This is a genomic window from Rhodohalobacter sp., from assembly GCF_034521535.1.
Lineage (GTDB): Bacteria > Bacteroidota > Rhodothermia > Balneolales > Balneolaceae > Rhodohalobacter.
In genome coordinates this window covers 104,243-127,730 of sequence record NZ_JAXHMF010000005.1, presented here as the reverse complement: position 1 = coordinate 127,730, position 23,488 = coordinate 104,243, and the positions used below count along the sequence as shown (strand labels likewise).

The 23,488-nt window shown below is 44.0% G+C and carries 25 protein-coding genes and 1 pseudogene; 19 read left to right on the top strand and 7 right to left on the bottom strand.

Going from position 1 to position 23,488, the window contains the following annotated elements:
- Positions 1-908 precede the first annotated feature (908 nt).
- Entirely contained in the window at positions 909-1,286 is a 378-nt protein-coding gene (locus U5K35_RS07285) for a GxxExxY protein (RefSeq protein WP_322570802.1), read from the bottom strand.
- A 441-nt stretch (positions 1,287-1,727) separates the two neighbouring features.
- Positions 1,728-2,315, bottom strand: coding sequence for a YceI family protein (locus tag U5K35_RS07280; RefSeq protein WP_322570801.1), 588 nt, complete (start codon positions 2,313-2,315; stop codon positions 1,728-1,730).
- Positions 2,316-2,378: 63 nt separating this feature from the next.
- On the opposite strand from U5K35_RS07280, the gene hisN reads away from it, so the two are divergent.
- Both hisN and U5K35_RS07270 read left to right on the top strand, forming a co-directional pair.
- On the top strand, positions 2,379-3,146 hold the full coding sequence (gene hisN / locus U5K35_RS07275) for a histidinol-phosphatase (protein ID WP_322570800.1): 768 nt from the start codon (positions 2,379-2,381) through the stop codon (positions 3,144-3,146).
- Positions 3,147-3,149: 3 nt separating this feature from the next.
- Positions 3,150-5,426, top strand: a complete 2,277-nt coding sequence (locus tag U5K35_RS07270; RefSeq protein ID WP_322570799.1) for a HEAT repeat domain-containing protein — start codon at positions 3,150-3,152, stop codon at positions 5,424-5,426.
- Between the two features lie 856 nt (positions 5,427-6,282).
- Here the strand turns inward: U5K35_RS07270 and U5K35_RS07265 are convergent.
- From U5K35_RS07265 to U5K35_RS07255, 3 genes are all read right to left on the bottom strand, one after another.
- A complete protein-coding gene (locus U5K35_RS07265; RefSeq protein WP_322571749.1) occupies positions 6,283-6,549 on the bottom strand; it encodes a hypothetical protein in 267 nt (88 codons plus the stop codon).
- 16 nt (positions 6,550-6,565) lie between these two features.
- Positions 6,566-7,336 (bottom strand): ABC transporter permease, encoded by a 771-nt coding sequence (locus tag U5K35_RS07260; protein ID WP_322570798.1) that lies wholly within the window; start codon positions 7,334-7,336, stop codon positions 6,566-6,568.
- A gap of 163 nt (positions 7,337-7,499) precedes the next feature.
- Entirely contained in the window at positions 7,500-8,420 is a 921-nt protein-coding gene (locus U5K35_RS07255; RefSeq protein WP_322570797.1) for an ABC transporter ATP-binding protein, read from the bottom strand.
- Positions 8,421-8,667: 247 nt separating this feature from the next.
- Between U5K35_RS07255 and U5K35_RS07250 the strand changes: the two genes are divergently transcribed.
- The 3 genes and pseudogenes from U5K35_RS07250 to U5K35_RS19610 all read left to right on the top strand — a co-directional run bounded on the left by U5K35_RS07250 (position 8,668) and on the right by U5K35_RS19610 (position 11,391).
- A complete protein-coding gene (locus tag U5K35_RS07250) occupies positions 8,668-9,600 on the top strand; it encodes a glycogen synthase (RefSeq protein WP_322570796.1) in 933 nt (310 codons plus the stop codon).
- A complete protein-coding gene (locus U5K35_RS07245; RefSeq protein WP_322570795.1) occupies positions 9,539-10,108 on the top strand; it encodes a glycogen synthase in 570 nt (189 codons plus the stop codon). The genes U5K35_RS07250 and U5K35_RS07245 overlap by 62 nt, the downstream gene beginning before the upstream one ends.
- A gap of 7 nt (positions 10,109-10,115) precedes the next feature.
- Positions 10,116-11,391: pseudogene (locus U5K35_RS19610) on the top strand (glucose-1-phosphate adenylyltransferase).
- Between the two features lie 83 nt (positions 11,392-11,474).
- Here the strand turns inward: U5K35_RS19610 and sucD are convergent.
- On the bottom strand, positions 11,475-12,350 hold the full coding sequence (gene sucD, locus U5K35_RS07230; protein WP_322570792.1) for a succinate--CoA ligase subunit alpha: 876 nt from the start codon (positions 12,348-12,350) through the stop codon (positions 11,475-11,477).
- 291 nt (positions 12,351-12,641) lie between these two features.
- Here sucD and U5K35_RS07225 point away from each other — a divergent pair, with 291 nt between their 5' ends.
- From U5K35_RS07225 to U5K35_RS07175, 12 genes are all read left to right on the top strand, one after another.
- Positions 12,642-12,770, top strand: a complete 129-nt coding sequence (locus U5K35_RS07225) for a hypothetical protein (protein WP_322570791.1) — start codon at positions 12,642-12,644, stop codon at positions 12,768-12,770.
- A gap of 187 nt (positions 12,771-12,957) precedes the next feature.
- Positions 12,958-13,278: a hypothetical protein gene (locus tag U5K35_RS07220; protein ID WP_322570790.1), complete on the top strand. Its 321-nt coding sequence runs from the start codon at positions 12,958-12,960 to the stop codon at positions 13,276-13,278.
- 186 nt (positions 13,279-13,464) lie between these two features.
- Complete coding sequence (locus U5K35_RS07215; RefSeq protein ID WP_322570789.1) at positions 13,465-13,653, top strand: hypothetical protein; 189 nt, start codon at positions 13,465-13,467, stop codon at positions 13,651-13,653.
- Complete coding sequence (locus U5K35_RS07210) at positions 13,650-15,080, top strand: choice-of-anchor B family protein (protein ID WP_322570788.1); 1,431 nt, start codon at positions 13,650-13,652, stop codon at positions 15,078-15,080. The genes U5K35_RS07215 and U5K35_RS07210 overlap by 4 nt, the downstream gene beginning before the upstream one ends.
- Before the next feature lie 120 nt (positions 15,081-15,200).
- Complete coding sequence (locus U5K35_RS07205; RefSeq protein ID WP_322570787.1) at positions 15,201-15,338, top strand: hypothetical protein; 138 nt, start codon at positions 15,201-15,203, stop codon at positions 15,336-15,338.
- Between the two features lie 301 nt (positions 15,339-15,639).
- Positions 15,640-16,278, top strand: coding sequence for a hypothetical protein (locus U5K35_RS07200; protein ID WP_322570786.1), 639 nt, complete (start codon positions 15,640-15,642; stop codon positions 16,276-16,278).
- 10 nt (positions 16,279-16,288) lie between these two features.
- Complete coding sequence (locus tag U5K35_RS07195) at positions 16,289-16,723, top strand: YncE family protein (RefSeq protein WP_416221598.1); 435 nt, start codon at positions 16,289-16,291, stop codon at positions 16,721-16,723.
- A 94-nt stretch (positions 16,724-16,817) separates the two neighbouring features.
- The gene (locus U5K35_RS07190; protein ID WP_322570784.1) at positions 16,818-18,425 is read left to right on the top strand and encodes a VCBS repeat-containing protein; all 1,608 of its coding nucleotides are present in this window, start codon (positions 16,818-16,820) and stop codon (positions 18,423-18,425) included.
- Positions 18,412-18,558, top strand: a complete 147-nt coding sequence (locus tag U5K35_RS07185) for a hypothetical protein (RefSeq protein WP_322570783.1) — start codon at positions 18,412-18,414, stop codon at positions 18,556-18,558. The genes U5K35_RS07190 and U5K35_RS07185 overlap by 14 nt, the downstream gene beginning before the upstream one ends.
- 251 nt (positions 18,559-18,809) lie before the next feature.
- A complete protein-coding gene (locus U5K35_RS07180; RefSeq protein ID WP_322570782.1) occupies positions 18,810-19,166 on the top strand; it encodes a phosphoenolpyruvate carboxylase in 357 nt (118 codons plus the stop codon).
- A 10-nt stretch (positions 19,167-19,176) separates the two neighbouring features.
- Positions 19,177-19,287, top strand: a complete 111-nt coding sequence (locus tag U5K35_RS19605; RefSeq protein WP_416221597.1) for a hypothetical protein — start codon at positions 19,177-19,179, stop codon at positions 19,285-19,287.
- The gene (locus U5K35_RS07175; protein ID WP_416221596.1) at positions 19,271-21,568 is read left to right on the top strand and encodes a phosphoenolpyruvate carboxylase; all 2,298 of its coding nucleotides are present in this window, start codon (positions 19,271-19,273) and stop codon (positions 21,566-21,568) included. Before U5K35_RS19605 ends, U5K35_RS07175 begins: the two co-directional genes overlap by 17 nt.
- Before the next feature lie 43 nt (positions 21,569-21,611).
- Here U5K35_RS07175 and U5K35_RS07170 read toward each other — a convergent pair whose 3' ends face one another.
- Positions 21,612-21,962, bottom strand: coding sequence for a hypothetical protein (locus U5K35_RS07170; RefSeq protein WP_322570780.1), 351 nt, complete (start codon positions 21,960-21,962; stop codon positions 21,612-21,614).
- A 1,076-nt stretch (positions 21,963-23,038) separates the two neighbouring features.
- On the opposite strand from U5K35_RS07170, the gene U5K35_RS07165 reads away from it, so the two are divergent.
- Positions 23,039-23,194, top strand: a complete 156-nt coding sequence (locus tag U5K35_RS07165; protein ID WP_322570779.1) for a hypothetical protein — start codon at positions 23,039-23,041, stop codon at positions 23,192-23,194.
- On the top strand, positions 23,187-23,432 hold the full coding sequence (locus U5K35_RS07160) for an arsenate reductase family protein (RefSeq protein ID WP_322570778.1): 246 nt from the start codon (positions 23,187-23,189) through the stop codon (positions 23,430-23,432). The genes U5K35_RS07165 and U5K35_RS07160 overlap by 8 nt, the downstream gene beginning before the upstream one ends.
- Positions 23,433-23,488: the final 56 nt, after the last annotated feature.

Here is a 23,488-nt window from a genome sequence, read left to right as displayed (position 1 = left end):
GCCGTTTATTCACAAAATTAGGTGCTGAACTGCTTTACAGATTTGGAATGGATGAAGACTTCTACGTAGGTGGTCGTTACGTCGTTACAACTCAGTATCAGGTGAAAGCCTTAATGATGGCGACATCGATATCTCAAGAATCAACATCGGTGGTGGCTGGTTCATGACTGAGAACGTGCTAACCAAACTTGAATATGTAACTCAATCATACGACGGATTCTCTGGCGACTATGCCGGCGCAAAATTTAGCGGAATCATGTTAGAGGCTGTAATCAGCTTCTAATATACCGACCTCATAGGAAGGGGGCGCGCTGTGAAAGGCTCGTCCCTTTTTTTTCGAGTTGGTATCAAAAAACCATCTGTTTAAAAGCAGATGGTTTTTTTGTTTGTGAAAGAATTATAGAAATGAAAGATGTTTAGCTGTCGAAATTAGTGCCACGAAAGCACTAAAACACTACGTTTATAAATTACTACGGCTGATATCTTAAGTCTTGAGTGAGGGAAATAGTTGTAAATGGTTGGACTGTTTGTCGAACGGAGACTTAAGATTAGGTTGATTGCTTTTTACTCAAGTCTGAAGACTTAACCCGCTACTACTTTTCAGTCACCGCATTCGCTCAAGACTGAAAAGATCTTTGGAATATTTTTAATCAGTGACTATCCGCACAATCAGCGTCATCCGTGTTCCATTCCTTGGTAGAAACGAGCTATGTTGGTATCAAGAAACCATCTGTGCAAATTAGCAGATGGTTTTTTTGATATTGATGAATAGAAAATCAGCGCAACTCAGCGATTCATCAGCGGACCTCTGCGAGAAAGAATTGTTGGAATAGGAGGGGAGAGTTGTAATCAGACATTTAGGTTCACGCAGATTTTCGCAGAGTAAGGCGCAGAGTTTCGCGGAGTGGTTAGAGGTTGTTTACGATTCTGATGATTGATTCCTTGAGGGAAGGAACGTTGAAATTGATGAGAAGGCCGAGTTTTTTATTTGATAGTTTAAGGTAAGTCAAGAGTTGTTTGTGATGAACTTCTGCCAGAGCTTCAACGGATTTGATCTCAACGATTACTTTATGATTTACGAGTAAATCCATCCTAAAACCTTGCTCCATTTCTACTTCTTCATAGACAACAGGAACTCCAAGTTGAGTTAATACCGTAAAACCCTCCTTCCGAAGTTCGTAAGTGAGTGCGGTCTCATAAACAGATTCCAATAGTCCGGGTCCAAGTTTTGTATGAACCTTAAAAGCAGCTCCGCGAATAGCATATGAGATATCATTTTCATGCATATTAATTCCCCCAATAATTTATTTCAACATAATATATCTGCACAATCAGCGCAACTCAGCGATTCATCAGCGAGCCTCTGCGAGAAAAGAATGGTTGAAATAGGAGGAGAGAGTTGGAATCAGGCTTTTGGAGTTCTCGCAGATTTTCGCAGAGTAAGGCGCTGAGTTTCGCGGAGGGGTTTGTATAGAGATAGGTAAAGTAGAAATCTGCTGATTGCTTTTTTATTCAAGTCTGGAGACTTGACCTGCTACTACTTTTCAGTCACCGCATTCGCTCAAGACTCAAAAGATCTTTGGAATATTTTTAATCAGTGACTATCCGCACAATCAGCGTCCTCCGTGTTCCATGCCTTGGAAGAAACGAGGCTATGCTGGAATCAGGATTTTTGTTTCACGCAGATTTTCGCAGAGTAAGGCGCAGAGTTCCGCGGAGGATGTAGTCTATAACCGAATTACTAAATCAAATTCTACTTCCAGCTCATCGCTTACCTGGATGAGACCAAACATGGGGGAGGGGGGAGTCAGACCAAAGTCGGTCATACGAAGCATTTTTTTGCCACCCACCAATATGGCATTTTCCCGGCTTTCAAAAGTGGTTAGGGGTACTTGCGTATGCTCTGTTTCTCCGGCAATTCTGATCGTAACTTTTGCTGAAGTGGGGATAATATCCTCTTCATCTTCCAAGACCAACTCATTTAAAATGATCTCAATAAAAGGATGTTCCTTATATTTAAGCGTACTTCTGAAATCCCGGTTGATGGCCTTTTTGCCACAATCAAATTTAGATATCTCCAGCGAAAGTGAAACGCCATCCACATTGATGGTATCACCCCGAAAGTGGTAGGAGAAATTCATGGGGTCTTGCTGCAGCCCATGCTCCGACTGACAACGGAAATCATTCACATTTGATTTTCCATTAATGCTTAACTTACTCTCGTTGGTTAATTGTACTTTCCCAACCTGAGCGTAACCAAGTATGGGAACGGCGCTTAAAGCCGGAATCAATAGTATGGGAAGTATTTTTTTCATGCTCATAGCTTTACCGAAAAGTACATTATCTATTCTGAATATTTATATGAATTAATTGATTACATGATACAAGAATTATTAGAAGCCGCCACCGAAATTGCCAAGATTGGAGGCCATCACACCTTAAAATACTTTCAACAAGATTTCGAGATTATTTCCAAGGCCGACGATTCACCCGTTACCATTGCTGATAAGGAAACCGAACAGATCCTTCGGGCTGAAATTCAAAAACGCTATCCCGATCACGGAATCATCGGAGAGGAATTTGGTAAAACCAATCCTGACAGTAACATACAGTGGATTCTAGACCCTATCGATGGAACAAAGTCTTTCATCCACGGAGTTCCATTTTACACCACGCTGATTGGGATTTTAATTGATAACGAACCACAGGTAGGAATCATATATGCCCCGGCACTGGACGAACTTTGCGCGGCAGCTATTGGTCATGGTGCCACCTTTAACGGCCAGCCCTGTCACGTCAGAAATATCAGAAAATTGAAAGACGCGACTTTCCTTGTAACTGAAATTGACCGTTTCCGGGAAATGGATCAGCAGGAATTGTTTTTGGAACTTCTCACCGAAACTAAAATACACAGAACATGGGGTGATGCCTACGGACACATGATGGTAGCCACTGGCCGTGCCGACCTGATGTATGACCCTGAACTTAATATTTGGGATGCTGCTGCGTTACTCCCGGTAGTTAAAGAAGCCGGCGGAGTGTTTAGCGATGTGGAAGGGAACCAAACCATTCACTCCGGCAATGGATATTCCACCAATAAAACGCTATTTCCACAAGTACAAAAAATCATTAGAGAAGCACATTAAATAATGAAATTAGGACGTCTTTTACCTCTGATTCTGTTTTTTACCATTAGCCTGGCCACCCTTAAGGCTCAACCCTATTTCAATGGGCCCTGGGAATATGAGCGGTATCCCGATCTTCCCTTTTTGCTGGAAGAAATTGATATGGAGCTTACTGTAGATCCTTCTGTTCCACTTATCAAAGGAACGGCAGATTATTTGATACGTTCGCGTCGGCCGGACCTCACACAAGTGATTTTCAATACCTCAGATCTTGATGTACGCGGCATTTCCTTCGGGGGTGATGAAGCCGATTATCGCATTTCAGGGGATTCTCTTCTCATAAACTTACCCGATACTCTGGACCTTACTGAGGAGATCTCATTTCAAATAGAATGGGAAAGTTCTTCGCCCTATGGCATCCATTCTGATGGGTATGGCAATGTGTGGACATCGCTGAATCCTCAAATGCAAAATCACTGGTTGCCCATTCCGGATCATCCCGAAGTGGAGAGTGTGGTTAAAGCAGCATTTATTATTCCCGCTGACAAAGAGGTCGTCTTTAACGGAGAGAAAACGGAAGATGAAGTGATATCGACGGAGCAGCGTAAAGTGAGCTGGTTGGTTGAAGAGCCCATTGCTGTAACCGGACTTACGATAGCGGTTGGGAATTTTGTGCATGAGTCGGCACGAGCCGGAGCGAAGTCGGTCTCTCTTTGGACGCCTGAAAATAGCTTGCTGGGAGAAGTGCGAAGTAGATTATTAGAGTCGGCTGTGGAAAGTCTCAAAAAGTATGAAAGCGATCTTGAATTTGAATTTCCGTATGAGCCTCTGCAGATCGTAGTATTACCGGATCACAGGTGGGAGGAAGTGCAGGCCGGAGCCGGAGTGATTTATTTGTATCAGAATTTGGGATCTTTGGCCACACAGCTTCGCAGGGGGATTGCAGCTCAGTGGATTGGGAACTACCACCGCTATATACAGCCGGTGGATGGCAGGTATGAATTTTTGAAAGCACTGGTGGCCGGTTCACCCCAAACTGAACAGCTGAATAAAGGAGCAAATCTTGAATCGATAGCGTATTGGAATCGCTCGGAAAAAGCTGTGGAGTCTGTGAAAAATGAGTTCCAAAAGAATATCATCCAATCGTCATTACCGGAACTGATGCACCGCTTTGAAGGAGTAACAGGTTGGGATGAATACGCTGATATCTGGTACAACGAAACAGGAGTTTTTTGGCATGATGTGGCTTTGGCAGAGCAAGAGGAGGAAGTTTCTGAGGAAGGCTCATCGGTTTATAATGTGGAGTATCTGTATGATGAAATGGCCGGAAGTTTAACCCTGGTTTTTGAGGCAGATACTGAGCCGGTTCGATCGCTGGTTAGTTTGCAAGCGGTAGAATATGGATTCACCGATACGACCCGATCGGAGATTTCTTTTACCGGAGAACGGGATTCCGTGCAGGTCGAGATCTCCTCCGGAATAGAATACCTGACACTGGATGTAACGTCTGAGCAAAACATCACTTTGCAAGAAGAAAAACCCTTCATCTTCCTGATCAGGCAGCTGCGTAATTCTGATTCTGAAGTTCAAATTCAGGCTGCTAATCAACTTAGCTCTTATTCTGAAAATCCCGATGTACAATTGGCCATTCAGGATGTGATGAGTAACGAAGTTAATGCTGAAGTACGGGCCGCTTTGCTTGAAACACTGGCCGCTTTGACGAATGGGGCTACAGGTACGGAAGAAACTTTCCTGCAGTCAATAAATGCTGAAAACCGGGCGATTCAACTTTCATCCATACGGTCGCTTGCCAATTATCCGGGAAATGACCGGGTTAAAAATGCTATCCGAAATACCCTATTGAGAAGTGAGGAGGACACCGTTTTTACAACCGCTTTGGATACCTATCAGCAATTGTCTGATGCGGGGGAAATGCGTGCTATCGCTGAGCGATTCAGCAGCAACGACCAACACCAACGATCGCTTGATGCACTGACTTATGCCGTTGCAGAAGACAGTACCCGGGAATCGCTAACAATTGCTGATCGTTATGCGCTGGGTTCCTATCCCTACGAGGTGAGGTTGCAGGCACTTGAGCTATTGATCAAGCATGAAGAAAACGAAGCGTATTGGGAGCAAACGCTTGAAATGTTGCTGGAAGATCGAGATCCGAGAATTCGATTTCAGGCTTTGAATGCTGTTAAACATCTATCGTCCAAAACTACCGTCGAGTTAATTCGGGCTCGACTAAATGAAGAGATGGATCCGAGGGTGAGAGCCAAGATCCGGCGCATGTTATAGAATTTCGAAACCTATTTAAATGAACGTGAGTTCGAGATAAGCTCTTTAAATTGTCATCCTTGTAGATGTTAGATAATTCATTGACAACGTTATTCTCATGAATTCCTGAACGGCCCTGAAAGGGCCAAACATGAATAACCCCGGACAATGACATGCGTTAGCATGGAAGCAGTCCGTGGGTTATGATCCAATAAATGAAAAAGCTTCGCCCGGCAGGTGATCAAGGCTATGTCTCGTTTCCGAAGCTTTGGCTTCCAGGCCTTTTAAGCCATTCTGCCCAACCCTGCGGCTCACCGTTTGGACTTTTCCGGATTGGGTGCCTTGGGTTTTCCGTGTAAAGTTCCTATTCCCGGGGTTCCATCCACTCCCGTGGATTCACCCCGGGTTATGATGTGTTTGACCCCTACAGGGTCTCCTTGCAATCAAAATAGTCAAGGAAATTACCTTACATCTACAAGGGTGACAACCAGGGGTAATTTTATATCAAATTCACGTTAAATAAGAAAAGGCAGAAGTGGTGGGTTTCTGCCTTTTTACGATCGACTCTGGAGAGACGATGTACATTGTTGCGCGTCTCTCCAGAGTCGCGCTTATTTTTTGAGCAGTTCAGAAAGGTTTAGAAATCCCTACACCTCCCCGCCTTTAGAAACTATAGCTTGACGTGTTATCCGATAGCAACCTTGTAAAGAGGTCCTGCAAGCCCCGTAAAGCTCGCAGGACCTTAGAGGCTGCGAGCTTATTTTAAGCTAATTTTCCAACCGCTATATGCGTTTTCGTTTACCCTTGTTTAACCCATTTTGCCAATTCCTTGAAGGTCGGTTTTTTTCCATACATCAAAATGCCGACGCGGTAGATCTTAGCGGCCAGCCACATGGTTCCGAGGAAAGTCAGGATCATCAAAATAATGGACAGCAGGATCTGCCAAACGGGAACAGAAGTAGAGGCTATTCTCGATATCATATTGATGGGGGCCGTCAACGGAAATCAGGGAAACGATGGTAGAAAGGGTTGAATCGGGCGCTTGCATTACTTTGGTGTTCAGCATATAGGCGGCAAAAATGGGAAGCCCGACCGGGAGCATGAATTGCTGTGAATCCTGCTCATTTTCGACAGCGGCACCGATGGCGGCAAAGATGGCACTATAGATCAGAAATCCTAAGAAAGAAGAGGATGAAGAAAAAGAATATGGACGGCTCTACAATGAAATTTTCGAGTACGGAGGGATCAAAAGAAGAGGCGGCTTCGGTAGCTTCTGAGGGCAAAGCACTCATTTGTGCCTCCATGATCATGCCTGCGATGGGAGCTGCCGCAATGGATATCCCGGAGTACAATACGATCCATATCACAAACTGAGTGAGGGCAATGCTGAGTACTCCGAACAACTTCCCAAACATGAGTTCGATAGGTTTCACCGAGCTGGCTATCACTTCCAGTACGCGGTTGGTCTTTTCCTCGATAACGCTGCGCATCAGCCAGGCTCCGTAAAAGAAAATCCCAAAGAAGATCATCAACCCTAAAATAAAACCAAGCGAGGAAGCCACAAGCGTATTGTCTTCCGTTTCTCCCTCTTCGGTCAGTTTAACGGCTTCGAGACCGGTTCGGCTTTCAAAAATATTCCGGACTTCTTCTGAGACATTAGCGCGCTGAAGCTGTGCCTCCCGGACGGCGTCCCGGATATCACCCCGAATGGCAGAAATAAAGGAAATTCCACCGGACCCGCCATGCACTAAAGTGGGGCTTTTTCCGGCTGAAAGAACCGAGTCTGTGAGCACAATGAACCCATCCAGGTCTCCGGAGATGATGTCCTTGCGAAGAGAATCGATCGGTTCTTGGGTGACGTCAAAATATCGTGCTTCATTAAGCTCGATAAGTTTTTCAACCAGCACATCCGGTTTGGTCTTGAATGCCAATTTGCTTTTCAACTTCTGATTCAGAAATACTGATAGAACACAACCATCCCAATAAATGCCACAAAGGCCGAGGGGGTAAGGGCGGTCACCAGGATGAATGATTTACTTTTTACGCGGGTCAGATATTCGCGTTTTAATACAAGCCAGATCTTTTGAAAATTCATTATTGAATCTCCGCTTTTTTGATGTTGTCGTCTCCCACAGTGGAGATGAAAATTTCGGTTAAGGAAGGTTCAATGCGCTCGAATTTATGGATCTCGGCATGCTCCATGGCCAGCTTCAGGATATCCTGCATGTTTTGTTGATCCAGTATTCGAATTTCCGCAAAGTTGGTAGAGCGGTTGTTGATGCGAACGTTATCCAGGGTATCAAGGAAAGCGCCGTTGCCCTGAAATTCCAGGTTGATGGTGTTTTTCCCGAAAGAAGCTTTTATTTGCCGCAGATTACCGGTAAGCACAGCTTCACCCTGATTGAACAGGCAGATATCATCACACATTTGCTCCACTTGCTCCATGCGGTGAGTAGAAAATAAGATGGTTTTTCCGCTGTCCCGAAGCTCAATGATGATCTCTTTCAAGGTCTCACTGTTTATGGGATCGAGTCCACTGAACGGTTCATCAAAGATGTAAATATCAGGGTCGTGAGCAATGGTAGCAATGAATTGAATCTTTTGTGACATCCCCTTCGATAGCTCGCTGATCTCCTTGTTTTTCCAGTCGGAGGCGTCAAATCGTTCCAGCCAGTAGTTGATGGCTTCCTTGGCATTTTTGGAATCCATGCCTTTAAGCTGAGTGAGATACATAAGCTGATCGAATACTTTCATTTTTTTATACAGCCCGCGTTCTTCGGGCATATAACCGATCATTTTTTGTGTCTCAGGACTTGCCACCGTTCCGTTGATGGTGATCTCTCCCGCGTCCGGCGAAAGGATGTAGTTGATCATTCGGATGGTGGTCGTTTTGCCCGCACCATTTGGACCGAGTAGCCCGAAAATTCGCCCTTTGTTGACTTCGAAACTAACGTCGTTCACCGCTTTCGTTTTACCGAAATGCTTGCGAACATTCTTTACTTCAATTATTGCCATAGGTTTTTATTTGTTGAAATGATTGTCTGATATACTGAAATTAATTTGACTTAGCATAAATGATGATCCACTATTAGGAAGGAACATCAGAATCATTGATTAAGTGAATGTTGTAAAAAAATTACTAAACACTATATCACTAAATCACCTTTTACTAATTATAATTTGTTTGGAAGATGTCTAAAGATTTCTTATTTCCCATATTAAGAAATGATAACGATTTAGAATTAATAAGGTTTCAAGTTCAATGCATATTATTCATTTGAGTGCAGAATGTTATCCTGCAGCTAAAGCAGGAGGCCTTGCAGATGTAGTGGGTTCTCTTCCTAAATATTTGAATCAACTGGGACATAATTGCGAAGTTGTGATTCCAAAATATGACAATCCCTGGATCGGCTCCCAGGAGTATGAAGACGTGTTCAAAGGCTCCTTCTCCATGGCTTCGGAACAAGTGCATTTCACTATACAGAAGATGAAGAAGGATACGCTGGGATTTCCTTTTTATGTGATTGATATTCCCGGCAGATTTGACAGCCCCGGAATTTATATTGACCCATGGTCTGGGCAGGGATATTGGGATGAGCTGGAACGTTTTGTGAGTTTTCAGATCGCTGCTTTGGAATGGATGAAGGCGGAAAAGTTAGCACCTGATGTTGTGCATTGCCACGACCATCACACCGGATTGGTGCCTTTTATGATGGGGCAGTGTAACCGGTACCGGGAGATGGCTGAGATCCCAACGGTGCTCACGGTTCATAATGCGGAATATCACGGTGAGCATGAATTGGATAACTTTAAATTATTACCCGCTTTCAATATTGAGAACATTGGTTTGTTAGATTGGGACGGACGCCTGAATTCGTTAGCAGCAGGGCTGAAATCTGCCTGGAAGATCACGACGGTCTCTGACTCCTATATGGATGAGCTTGCAGAAAATAGCAGCGGACTGGAACTGTTGTTCCAACAAGAGCGAGATAAATCGACCGGAATTGTAAATGGAATTGATACTGAGATTTGGGATCCTGCCACGGATGAGCTGCTGGAATTTAATTACAGCTTCAAAAACAGGAAGCAAGGGAAAGAGAAGAACAAAGAATATTTGTGTAAACAGTTTGAACTTGAATCCCGAATTGCCCACTATTTCATTTATCGGAAGACTGGTGAGGGAAAAAGGGGCTGATCTGCTTCCGGATCTATTTAAGCAGTTGATGTATTCTGATAGCGAAGTTAATTTTGTGTTACTGGGGACAGGAGATCCTCAGCTCCACGAGATCTTCTCCCGGATGGAAAGCGATCACGTTGGATATTTTGATGCCACATTGGAGTATAATGAAAAGCTGGCTCATCAAATTTATGCAGGCTCCGACTTTATTCTAATGCCTTCACGGGTTGAGCCATGTGGACTAAATCAAATGTTTGCTATGCGTTATGGAACGGTGCCTATCGTTAGATCCGTTGGAGGTTTGAAGGATACTGTGATCGATATTTCTGAAAAAGACGGCTACGGCATCACCTTTTCCGAGTTTAGTTTGGAAGAGGCATCGGAGGCAATCAATCGAGCAGTAAAACTTTACAAAGATTCAAAGAAGCATTCTCAGGTTTTAAGTAGAATAATGAAGCTGGATTTTTCCTGGAAACGTTCGGCTAAAGAATATCTGAATATGTACGAAGGCTTAACCCAAAACTAAATCCATCATGAAAAAATCATCTGTAATCGCTGTAATTTTAGGAGGAGGAAGGGGAACCCGACTTTTCCCATTAACGGATCATAGGTCAAAACCGGCGGTTCCGATTGCCGGTAAATATCGCCTGGTCGATATCCCTATTTCAAACTGTCTGAATTCAGATATCCGAAGAATTTATGTGCTCACTCAGTTCAACTCAGCTTCCCTGAATCGCCATATTAAGAATACATACAACTTTGATGTATTCAGCAGCGGCTTTGTGGATATTCTTGCTGCAGAGCAAACACCGGATAACACCGGTTGGTTTCAGGGTACGGCTGATGCGGTTCGTCAATCCCTTCACCATATGGAAAATCATGAGTATGAGCATGTTCTTATTCTTTCGGGTGACCAATTGTACCAGATGGACTATCAGAAAATGCTGGATCGCCATATTGAGAATGATGCCGATCTTACGGTAGGTACCATCCCGGTAAATGCCGAAGATGCTACTGGTTTTGGAATCATGAAAACCAAGAAAGAAGGAACCATTGAAGATTTTATAGAGAAACCTTCAACAGATGAATTGGAGAAATGGAAATCCAAAGTTCCCGAAAAATATAGCGCTGAAGGCAAAGATTATCTTAGCCTCAATGGGAATTTATATTTTTAACAGAGAGGTTCTGAATAAGTTATTTGCTGAGAATCCTGATGCCACCGACTTTGGAAAAGAACTGATCCCGAAATGTGTATCCGGGGAGCAGAAAGTGGGCAGCTATGAATTCGGAGATTACTGGACCGATATCGGGACGATCGAATCTTTCTTTAAAGCTAACCTGGCTTTAGCGGGTACTATTCCTGAATTTAATTTGTACGACAATCAAAACTTCATTTATACCCGTGCCCGATTGCTTCCGCCATCAAAACTCATGGGCACTACATTGGAACACGCCTTAATTGCAGAGGGCTGTATTGTTGAAGCCAGTCGTTTGGTTCGGTCTGTGATCGGAATTCGATCCCGCCTTGGAAAAGGAACAACCATTGAAGATTCTATCGTGATGGGTAATGATATTTTCCAGGATCGTGATGTTGTTGAGAGTGCCAAGCCCGACAATCCTGCAATGGGCATTGGGCAGCGTTGCTACATTAGCCACTGCATTATCGACAAGAATGCATGCATCGGAAATGATGTACGTATTGTCGGAGGGAAACACCTAGAAGACGGTGACTTTAAATATCACTATGTTCGCGATGGTATTATCATCGTGAAAAAAGGAACCGTAATTCCTGATGGTACTATTATCTGATTAACTCCGAAAATTCCGAGTATTAAAAAAGCCTCAACCCTAAGGGAAGAGGCTTTTTTTGTGTAATAAGTTGGGAGCTTTGCTTAAGCTTTCTCCAATAAATTTTTAAGTGTTACACCAATATCGGCAGGACTATCAACAACGGTAATGCCGGAATTAGCCAGAGATTTCTTTTTCTCCTGAGCCGTTCCTTTTCCACCTGATATAATAGCACCGGCATGTCCCATACGTCGTCCCGGAGGGGCTGTTGATCCTGCTATAAATGCTACAACAGGCTTATCACAATTGTCTTTGATCCATTCGGCAGCTTCTTCTTCAGCGGTTCCACCGATCTCACCGATCAATACAATGGCTTCAGTATCAGGATCGTCATTCAATAGCTTAACAGCATCGAGGTGTGTGGTTCCGATAACCGGATCGCCGCCAATACCGATCGCTGTACTTTGTCCCAATTCTGCTTTGGTAAGCTGATCAACAGCTTCGTATGTGAGCGTACCTGAACGGGAAATCAATCCAACTTTTCCAGGTGTGAAAATGCTTCCGGGCATGATGCCAACTTTAGCTTCACCGGGCGTAATAACTCCGGGGCAGTTGGGACCAATAAGAGTTGCGCCGTGACTTTTCACGATCTGCTTGGCCACGATCATGTCTTTAACGGGAATACCTTCCGTGATACAAATGATCACTTCAATTCCGGCAAAAGCTGCTTCGGTGATTGCATCACTCGCAAAAGCAGGAGGTACAAAAATAATGGATGTGTTAGCCTGTACTTCTTTAACAGCTTCGGCTACGGTGTTAAAAACGGGTCGGTCTAAATGGGTTTGGCCACCTTTTCCGGGAGTTACTCCTCCAACCACATTGGTTCCATATTCAATCATTTGTCCGGCATGGAAGCTGCCTTCGCTTCCGGTAAATCCCTGTACAATCAGGCGGGTGTCATTTCCAACTAATACGCTCATTTCGTCAATTTTTTGAGGTTCAAATTTGGGGTTGGGAATATAGCATCTCTGGCAGCGAATTGAAATGCTTATTTGTAAAGGAAAGTTAGGTTTTATGGTATAGTTATTCTTTTTGAGGAGAGTATAACTGAAATGGAAGAATGTAGCATTGAAACAATCTTTCACTCAATTCTGTTAAGAAAGTAAACAAGGAACAATTAAACGGATAGACATTATGGATTTGAAGAATAAATCACAAAAAGAATTAGAACAGAAAATCAATGATCTTGAAAATCTGATTTCCAAAAAGGAGTGGGTTCCTCCTATTTATCCAAAGCAGAACGTATTCAACGCGATATTAATCTGGCATTGATATTAGGTGGAGCCGCTGCATTGGTAGGTACAGCAGCGTGGACTTTAATGAAGTCGCGAGGCGACTAAACGGTCAGCTTTCGAAATATGCACAAATGTATCATACCCGAATGCGAACACAGCATTCGGGTATTTTTATAAACTTTTAAATATTACTGCTTCCATCGTCGGTTTGTCTTTGTTGTTTTTTAAGCTCCTCACGTTATATTCCAAGCATTGATTTAACGATCATCCATTTTTAACAAAAAACCAACTTATGAGACGTATATCGTATTTAATACCGCTACTATTTTTATCGCTACTGTGGCAACCCGCTGCAGCACAAACAACAGCAGATGGGGAAGCAGAAGCCATGCAGGGATTTGCCCGCGCTGTTGATATTTCTGAAGGCACCGTTTTTATCGGTGAACCGGCGAATTACCATCAACCCGGAATTGTGTATGTATTTACCAAAAATGGAAACGACTGGGCCGAACAATTTCAGCTTCAGGCATCTGATGGAGAAATTGGAAATAATTTTGGATCCGTGATATCTGCCGGTGGAGGTCAGCTTTTGGTTAGGAGCTCCGGATGCTAATAATGAAAACGGAGCTGTGTACTTTTCATGAAGGATCCGGCAGCGAATGGTCAGAATCAGCTATTTTGTCATATTGAGGCAGAGGAGAGCGGAATTTGGCTGCAAGCGTACTTTTACATGGAGATCATGCCTTTGTAGGCGCTCCCGATCATGCTGACGGTCTTGGTGCTGTAGTTGTCTTCCAAAATGAGAACGGCAGCTGGAGTGAGACTTCAAACGATTGTAAATCCGGATACTTCGCGGTTCAGGCTTTGGTTCAAGCCTTGCAATGGATGGAATGCACATTTGGTTGTAGGTGCACCTGCACGACAAGGTGGAAGTGCCTATGTATTCGAAAACTCAGATTCTGACTGGGAGCATAACCGCGACACTTGACGAGTCGACAAGTAGATGAAAGAAGTTATTATGGTTCTGCTATAAAAGTTAAAGAAGACCGGATTTTTGTAAGTGCACCACGACAATGCTTCAGCCTCAGGCGCAGTTATCGTTTACTGCCAGAGATGCTGACTCCGGCGAATGGGGTCGAAAGCAGCCGTTTCGTAGCTTTTGACAGCCAAATGCGTTACTTGTTTGGAAGTGCTATTTCCTTTTCAGGCGACCAGGTTTGGATTGGCGCACCTAATGCAGAAGGCGGAAACGGTGCCATCTATCAGTTTAGCAGTGATAATGGCAACTGGACCGGTTCTACCAAAATGGTTTCAGAGAACAGCAACGGGGATAATTTTGCCGGAACTATGGCTGTCGAAAGTAATGTAGCTGTAGTTGGTTTAACCGGAGCTGATTTCGGAGCTGGTTCAGCAGCTATCATGGAAATGGATGATTCCGGAATGTGGACCACACAGGAAATTCTGATGGGCGAAGGCGACAATGTGTTAGAGCCCATCACCGGCGGTAAAGTAAATTGCTCGGATGGAAAAGCAGATGTTTTTCTATGTGATAATGTTGACTTGGTTTCATTTCTCCCGATCCGTGAAATTGGTGGAGCACGCGGCGTTCGACTCAACGATATGTGGGGCTGGACTGATGAAGAGACCGGTAAAAATTATGCGATCGTAGGGCGTAACAATGGTACTTCTTTTGTGGATGTAACCGACCCTTACAATCCTGTTTACGTTGGTAACCTGCCTTTGACCGAAGGAGCTCAACCCAATGCATGGCGAGATATGAAAGTCTATAAAAACCACGTGTATGTGGTAGCCGACGGTGCCCGCGAACACGGCATGCAGGTGCTTGACCTGACACAGCTTCGCGATTTTGACGGAGAGCCCATTCAGTTCGAAGAAACTACCATCTACCGAAATGTGAACAGTGTGCATAACATTGTGATCAATGAAGATACCGGCTTTGCTTTTGCAGTTGGAAGTAGTGGCGGCGGAGAAACCTGTGGCGGTGGATTGCACATGATCAATATTCAGGATCCTGCCAATCCAACTTTTGCCGGCTGTTTTGCGGATCCTTCTACGGGCCGCAGCGGTACCGGATATTCTCATGACGCCCAGTGTGTGATCTACGAAGGTCCCGATGAGGAACATCAGGGAAGCGAGATCTGCTTTGGTGCCAACGAAACAGCCATCAGTATTGCAGATGTGACTGACAAGGAAAATCCTATGGCTCTTTCAACGGCCTCGTATCCTGATCACGCTTATGTACACCAGGGCTGGCTGACAGAAGATCAACGATACTTCTACCAGAATGATGAGCTGGATGAGCTGACCGGAAATGTAGATCAAACCCGAACTATTATCTGGGATGTAAGTGATCTGGATGATCCTCAGTTTGTGGACGAGTATCTTCCTGGATAACCCGGCTTCCGACCACAACCTTTATATTGAAGGAAATACCATGTATCAATCCAATTATGTGAGCGGTTTGCAGATAATTGATATTTCAAATCCTGAAGAACCCAAACATGTTGGGTATCTTTGATACGCATCCTTTTGTTGAAGATGCTGCCGGTTTCTCCGGAACCTGGAGCAACTATCCCATATTTCGACGATGTGGTACTGATGACAAGTTCCAATGAAGGACTGTTCATCCTTGATGCCAACCGGGAAGAGTAGTCATCCTATACTAAATTTGGCAACTTTGGGTTATTCCATACGGAACTAATCTGAAGTTGCCTTTTTTTATACAACTAACGCATTTACCAGCTTGAAAAGTAAGCTTTAATACAATTTATGAAAGAGTGACCTCGCAGCGTCCGCAGGTCCTGCGAGCGTTACGGTAATTATAGCCTATAAGCCACGCTACGAGGACCTGCGCAGACGCTCGTAGGTATGGCTGGACTCCTAACCGGTTAAAAGCGCTTTAACGAATTGCTTGAGAGTAATCTTATTAATCCATCAATTAACGGATGAGATCATGAAAAATCGATGTTCAACTATATTCAAAATCACTTTTCTAACACTTTTTTCAATCTTCTTTACGGGACATGCTTTTGCTCAATCTGAAGAAGCTCCTCAATATATGTACGTCTGTAATCAGGGCTCCGCAAGCGTGACGGTTATAGATGCCTCAAACAATGAAATTTCTGAAACTATTGACTTACAGGAGCTGGGCTTTTCAGCAAATGCCAAGCCTCATCACACCATTGCCGATCCGGACGGATCCCATTGGTATGTCACTTTGATCGGGGAAAATCGCGTGCTCAAATTCAACCGAAATAATGAGCTGGTTGATGAAGCTACTCTCGAAGTTCCGGGTTTGATGACCATGAATTCGGAGGAAGACCTCTTGTACGTGGGGCGATCAATGAGTGCGGTAAATCCACCGCAAAGTTTTGGGGTTGTGAAACGCACTGAAATGGATGTGCTGGATGAAGTAGGGCTGTTTTTTACCCGGCCACATGCTATCGCTACCTCGCCGGATGGGAAGTGGATCTATGTTGGAAGTCTGTCTGAAAATCAGATTCTGGCCATGAATACGGAAACCGAGGAATCGAATATCACCAACATTCCCGGGGGATACGCACACGTTCGTCAATTTCGCGATCTCACCTGATGGAGAAACCATGGTGGCTACCGGACAAGTTTCAGGAAAGCTGCTGTTGTTTGATATTACGGAACCACTTTCCCCCCAAATGACTGGCAGTATTTCGGTGGGGGCTCAGCCCTGGCATCCTGTGTTCTCGCCCGATGGAAAGAAGGTTTATTTTGCAAACAAACAGGATCACACCGTTTCAGTGATAGATATGGAATCACGCAGTGTGGAAGCCGTGATCGAAGGGGAGGGACTGGCTCAGCCCCATGGCGCAGCGCTTTCGCTGGATGGGAAATTCCTCTATATCACCAGCAATAATTTGGACGGCACTTACAATCCGAACCAGGCTACGGAAACTCAAGATTTGCCCGGAACGGTAACTGTCATAAACACGGAAACCCATACCATTGTGAAAGTCATCGAAGTGGGGAAATATGCTTCCGGAATTGGAACAAACGCGCGTTAAGAACAACATTGAATACCTGATATAATGCGAATTATCATACTTATACTTTCTTCTGCCCTGCTTTTTACCGGCTGTAGTCTTTTTAAAACTACGGGTGATTCAACGGATTCATCATTCCCAAAACTATACCCAAGAGGTGAACCCGTTTCCGGTGTATAATGAAGCCGGATCGCTGATCTCATTTCCATTCCTTGGGGGATTCAATGCCCCTCGTCCACAGTTTGTGGATATTGACGGAGACGATGATCCCGACCTGTTTGTTCAGGAAAATACGGATGACCTGAAGTTCTTTGAGTACACGAATGATGCAGATGAAGTCCCCTTAAAATGGCAGACAAATAAATTTCAGGATCTTGATATAGGAGAGTGGTTTCGTTTTGTTGATATGGATCAGGATGGAGATTTGGATCTGATCTCTGAGCAGCCGTACAGCTACATTCGCTATTACAAAAACGAAGGAAATGCGAAGGAACCGAAGTTTGTGTTGGCCGCCGATTCACTCCGGGATGTGAACGGAGAGCCCCTTTTTTCGGACCGGCAAAATATTCCCAACGTCACGGATATTGACAATGACGGAAACCTGGATCTGTTCATAGGTCGATTAGAGGGAACACTGACCCGTTATGAATCAGTGGGCCTGGATGAACATGATATCCCACAGTTTGAGCTGGTGACCGAGCGATTTGAGAACATTGAGATCGTGAAGCAATTTGGGACGCTGCACGGAGCCAACACGATGGCTTTTATGGATATCGATCAGGATGGGGATCAGGATATTTTTTGGGGTGATTTTTTTGAGCCCAGTGTGTTGTTGCTCGAAAATGAAGGTGATCCCACCGATCCCGATTTCCAGAATGAACCACGTCCGTTTCCCGAAAATGATCCGGTTCAAACCAGCGGCTATAATGCCTCAACACTTACCGACTGGGGCAATGACGGCGATGTCGATCTCTTTCTTGGGGTGCTGGGTGGGGCTTACAATGCCAATCAAACCCTGGCCGAAAATTTCTATTTCTACGAACAGCAGGCCAATGGTGACTTCGAATTACAAACCAAAGAGTTTTTAAGCACCCTTGATGTCGGGAATGAAAGCATACTTACGACCGGAGATATGGACGGTGATGGAGATCAAGACCTGATGCTGGCCAATAAAATAGATCCCAATAACCGAAATACGTCCATCATTTATATCTATGAAAATAAGGGGTCAGAAAAAGCTCCTGAGTTTCATCAAACCGGCACGCTTGAGCTGCCTGAAGCCTACCACTACGCACCTGCGTTAGCCGATTTAAATAACGATGGGCTGGACGATCTGCTGATTGGAAGATGGCGAGGCGGCGTAGCGTATTACCAAAACACCGGCGGAACTTTTGAGCCGGTGGAAGAGACACTTGTCGAATTGCCCAGGGGAAGTAATGCCGTGCCCGAACTCGTTGATCTTGATGCAGATGGTGACCTTGATATGCTGCTGGGTTCTTCGGGGGGAGGAGTGGTTTACTTCGAAAATACAGGTACTACAAGGGTCCCAAATTTTGAGTTGGCCGAACAACTTGTGTTTGAAGGAGTGGAAGTGGGGCACAGAAGCTCACCCGCCTTTTACGATATTGATGGCGATGGTGATGTTGACCTGTTTTTAGGTTCTAAAAGTAGATGGGATTGTTTTCTTCAGAAATGTGGGAACGCCCGAAATGCCGAAATTTGAAAAAGAGGAAATGCCCATTACTGTTCAGGTCACCCAATTCAGTGCTCCTCATTTCTCTGATTTGGATGGAGACAGAATTCCAGAATTTCTCTCCGGAAACAAGGAAGGTGGAATTTTCCTCTTTAGTCGATAAGCTTCTCCTCTTTGAGATGGAATATGATCGTTACCTGTAGCATAAATTGTAAATCAGTGATCCGGTTCAAATGTAAAGTTTCGAAACTCAGCCCTTAATGTTATACAATTGTTTATTCAAAGATTTGAACAAGCACTAGACATACGCTGTTGTTATTATGAGTATATTGATTATTTGAATTTAGATGCCTTGATGCTGTACAATTTAAAAGCCTCCAATTGAAAATTATTCACTGTTAAAATTATTTACTCATGTATTTTAGTACAACGGACGATGGGATTGGACTCAAAAAAATTAAAGATGATATCACGTTTTTGCATAACTGCTATGTGAACATGTTGCGGGAGATTGGGGAAGAAGATGTGGCTGTTGCTATAGAAGAAGGCCATCATTCAAAAGCAGATTCTGAAAAAATCAGTAAGGCTTTTTCGTTGTATTTTCAGTTTATCACAATTGTAGAAGAAAATGCGGCCATTCAACTTCGAAGAAAGCTGGAAGATGAACATGGCCTTGCCCGTATTTCCGGTCTTTGGGGTAAAACTCTGCAGGAATTGAAAGATGAAAATATTTCTGAAGAAGAAATAGCTAGAGAAGCTTCCAGACATTAAAGTAGAACCGGTGCTAACGGCTCACCCCACCGAATCTAAACGCTCCACCGTTATAGATCAGCTTGCGTTCTATTTACCTGCTGATGGTAAAACGCGAAAATCAGATGTGGACAGAGAATGAGAAGAATCAGCTTCAGGATGAAATTATGACGGCTATGCAGCGACTCTGGAATACCGGTCAGGTTTTCCTGCAAAAGCCCTCTATACAGGATGAGCTGCGGAAATATCATGCACTATCTTGCGAAAGATGTTTCCAAAAGTACTTCCAATGCTTGATCAGCGGCTGCGTGAAGCTTGGGATGAAGCGCGGGTTCAACCCTGATTTACTGGATGACTATCGCAAGTTTCCAAAAATCAGTTTCGGAAACTGGGTAGGCGGAGATCGTGACGGTCATCCTTTTGTAACAGATCAGGTAACCCGTGAAACCCTTTTTGATCTCAGAAAACGTGCACTGGAGTTGATTAAAGCGGATCTTTCCAATCTGGCGCAGAAATTAAGTATATCTACTTATGAAGTTTCCACTCCAATATTACTTTCAGATCGAATTGCTGAAATGAAGGACAAGGCCGGAGCAGCTGCTATACCCGCCCTTGAAAGAAATACAGAGGAGCCCTGGAGACAATATCTGAATTTGATGCAGGTACTGCTTCCGCTTGGAGAAGATGGCGAAGCCATTCAAAAACCTGACGCAGAGCGATATTATACGTCCGAGGAAGAAGTACTCGCCGACCTGGATATTCTCATTGCATCTCTTCACGAAATTAACGCCGGGCGTATGGTCAAAAGTGATGTGGAACCCGTTGCCCGTAAAGTGGCTACATTTGGATTTCATCTTGCTAAAATTGACATCCGGCAAAACAGTAATTTTCATGATCAGGCTATGAGTCAGTTACTTGCGGCCTCAGGAATTGAGGATGGCGAAAATTTTGATAATTGGTCTGAAGAAAAGCGTGTCGAATTTTTAAATGAGGAACTAAAAAGTACGCGGCCTTTTGTTCGGAATCGTCATGGACTTGGCAAGGAAGCCGATGCGGTACTTGCCTGCTATCATGTTGTGAATAAACAGATCAATCGGTATGGAACGAATGGAATCGGCTCATTTATCGTCAGTATGACGAGAAGTCTGTCTGATCTTTTGGTGGTATATGCATTATGCAGAGAGGCGGGACTAATGCAGCTCACCGAAAAGGGTATGGCTTGTAAGGTCCCGGTTGTTCCATTGCTGGAAACCATAGAAGATCTTGAGGAAGGGCCCGAAATACTGGATGAATTTTTGAAGCACCCGGTTACCCAACGCAGTTTCACCTATCGGCAACAACGCGATGATACTGACCGATACCAAGAGGTGATGGTTGGTTACAGCGACAGCAACAAGGATGGAGGTATTTTTGCCAGCTTGTGGAGTTTAAACCAAGCCCAGCAAAAATTGTCCAGCATCGGAGAAGGTCACGGTGTGCGAATTCGGTATTTCCATGGCCGTGGCGGAACTATAAGCCGCGGAGCGGGACCAACACATCGTTTTATTGCCGGACTTCCTTCCGGAACAGTTGAGGGAGATATGCGCCTTACCGAGCAGGGGGAGATGATATCACAGAAATACGCCAATCCGGTGACTGCTATATACAATCTGGAATTACTTCAGGCCGGAACGGCTTCACACACATTAAGTAAAGATACCGGAGAAGATCTCCAGCAAAAGTTGCAGCCTATTGTAAATAAACTCTACGATTACAGCTTGCAAAGCTATCAAGACCTTGTGCATACCGACGATTTTGTCCGATTCTTTTCACAGGCAACGCCAGTCGATATCATTGAATCGAGTAGTATCGGTTCAAGACCTGCAAGGCGAACGGGTAAGCGCTCTTTTGGAGATCTCAGAGCTATTCCCTGGGTTTTTAGCTGGAGTCAGTCCCGGTTTTTCCTGACCGGCTGGTATGGCGTAGGCTCCGCACTTGAAAAACTGAAGGAAGAAGACCCCAAGGCATTTTCAACACTCAGTGAAGATGCGGTAAACTTCATGCCCTTTCGGTATATCATCACAAATGCATCTTCAGCTATTGCTCTAACCGATATAGAGATCATGAAAAGCTATGCATCGCTGGTGGAAGATGAGGCATTGGCCGAGCATTATCTCGAGAAAATAGAAGCAGAGTTTAACCGAACGCGGGAGATGCTGGAGCTTTTATATGGACATGAGCTTGCTGAAAGACGTCCCCGAATGTATCAACTCATTAAATTCAGATCAGAACGATTAAAGCCGCTACACAAGTTACAGATCGAGCAGCTGAAAACATGGAGGGCATTCAAAAAAGACGGCAAGGAAAAGGAAGCAGCCGAACAGTTACCGGAAATGCTATTGGTGTTGAATGCCATCGCAAGTGGATTAGGCACTACCGGCTGATCGGGCACGGTGTAAGAAAACACGCAATATATTTCATTCCTTCTTATCTAAAAGCTTGATGAGCAGTGTCATGGAGCTCTTGATGCTGTAATATTCTTTGGAAGCATAACCTACAATTCCGATGGTCGAAAACCAGAGGATCAACCCAAAAGGATAGATTAAACCAGGTAGGGTCTGAGCCATACTTTACAAGACTGGTGATACCATACCAACTGGCTATAAGTAAAGATCCTGCTACCGACCAAAATATTTGACTCGCCTTTTTTAGCTGCTCTTCTGCAAACTCGCGATACTTGTCCTGTTTCAGCAGCTTCTTGTCTTTGTATAAAAAGAACTGTGAGGTATTTTGAAATTGCTCATCAAAAAAATCTTCAATCAGTTGTTTGGATACCATTTAATCAGGGATTGAGTTTAATGTTGACTCAATTTAAAAAATGGAAAAGAGTTTTCAACTCGAAAAATGTTTTAAACCTGAGTTTAATTAATAAAATATGACAAGAGCAAAAGAAGCCAATAAAGGTCATTCCTGTGAAGGCAGGAATCTTATTGTTACCAAAAAGTTAAACATTGATACCTGGAAACCATTTAGATTTCGAGCATTCGCTGCGAAATGACTTCCAGGCTTGTTATACAGCCAATATTTAAATAGCACCCATGCTTTAAAGAGAAACTCCGCGTTTCCATGGAATGAAATCATCTTGATTCAGCTGCTGTGCCTTGGTTCCCTTCGCGTCAATTAGCTCCATATATTCTGCAATCTGATCCGCCAAACCGGAAAGAGCAGTGAGATCCTGACCCCGGAAATATCAGTGTAATGCGTATGGATAGCTCTTAGTGATGGGTATATTTAAAAAGGCCGTTCCAGTTTTATTCCACCATGATGTCGCCGTAGATGATCATTTGACCACGTGCATCGAAGATGTAAATTCTACTATAATCCACGTGCGCCCGTCAGGGTTATTATTACCATAATTGACAAACTCAAGTGGATTAATCTGGAAATGTGAGTAATGTTCTCCAGGAGCTTCGAGTGTTTCAAATTCCTGATATAAACTTCGGAATGAATCATCCGGAAGGCGGGTTCACGAACTTCTAAGTCCACTGACGGACTGAACTCCGGTTAATTTCAACTTCAAATTCTATTCGTTGACTTGACTGGTGTAAACTGGATTTGGGAAAGGCTGGGACGACGTCGGACAAGTCCTTGGTAAAGTGGGAGAGGTCCGCCAGTCGTCCTGCATCAACAGCCAAATTACCTTTCCCTGGATTATCGGTTTCTGTAATGTTTCCATCGGAAGCCCTTGGAATAGGCTTCCTGCTCAAATTCTCGCTGGGCATCGTTGCGGGTGCATCCAACTAAAGCGAGCAATATCAATAAAACGGAAAAACAGGATAAAAACTTTGACATAAAAGGCACGAAGTGGTGGTTCTAATCGTTCGAATTTGCGTAAACAAACCGTATCTTTCATATTGAAAATACAAAACATTCATCAGAATAATACGATGCTGCATATAGTAGGAATTAAAAATTGTAACAAAATCAGGGATACCAAAAAGTGGATGGACGAGCATGATGTTGAGTATGAATTCATCGATGTGAAAAAAGATCCCCTCACCCGTGAATGAACTCAAAGAGCTGGAATTTAAAGTGGGGCTGGATGTACTGGTCAACAAACGAGGGCGTAAATGGAGAGACCTTGGCCTGGCTGAAAAAGATCTGACCGATGAGGAATTGTTTGAGCAGCTGCTGGAACATCAGGTGATGATAAAACGGCCGGTATTACTTGAAGAAGAATCGGTTTTGGTGGGCTATGATGAAGAATCTTTTGAAGCTTTTATTGCTGAGCCGGAAGAGGAGGACTAAATAATGACATGTTCATCAGCAATTACTCATGAAAAATGATCTACCTTTCATTATTA